A 242-nucleotide genomic window follows, 5' to 3' on the forward strand; every position below is an offset into this window, starting at 1 on the left:
TCTACTACCAGAAGAAGCGGGGCCTGAGCGACGAGGCCTTCGCCCGTTTCGTCGCCAAGCGCCAGGCAGAATCGGCGCGCAATTCGACGCCGCACCGCAACGCCATCGCCAAAGTCTGCGCCGAGCGCGGCATTACCGTGGCAAGCCATGACGATGCTACGCTCTCGCATGTCGACGAGGCGATCGACAACGGTGTGCGCCTGGCCGAATTCCCGACCAGCTTCGACGCCGCCCGGGCGTCG

The 242-nt window shown here is 66.1% G+C and carries 1 pseudogene; it reads left to right on the forward strand.

The features are described from left to right. Positions 1 to 242: pseudogene (locus EOD29_RS34515) on the forward strand (alpha-D-ribose 1-methylphosphonate 5-triphosphate diphosphatase); the annotation flags it as partial.

This window comes from Mesorhizobium sp. M1A.T.Ca.IN.004.03.1.1, assembly GCF_003997555.1.
Classification (GTDB): Bacteria; Pseudomonadota; Alphaproteobacteria; order Rhizobiales; family Rhizobiaceae; genus Mesorhizobium.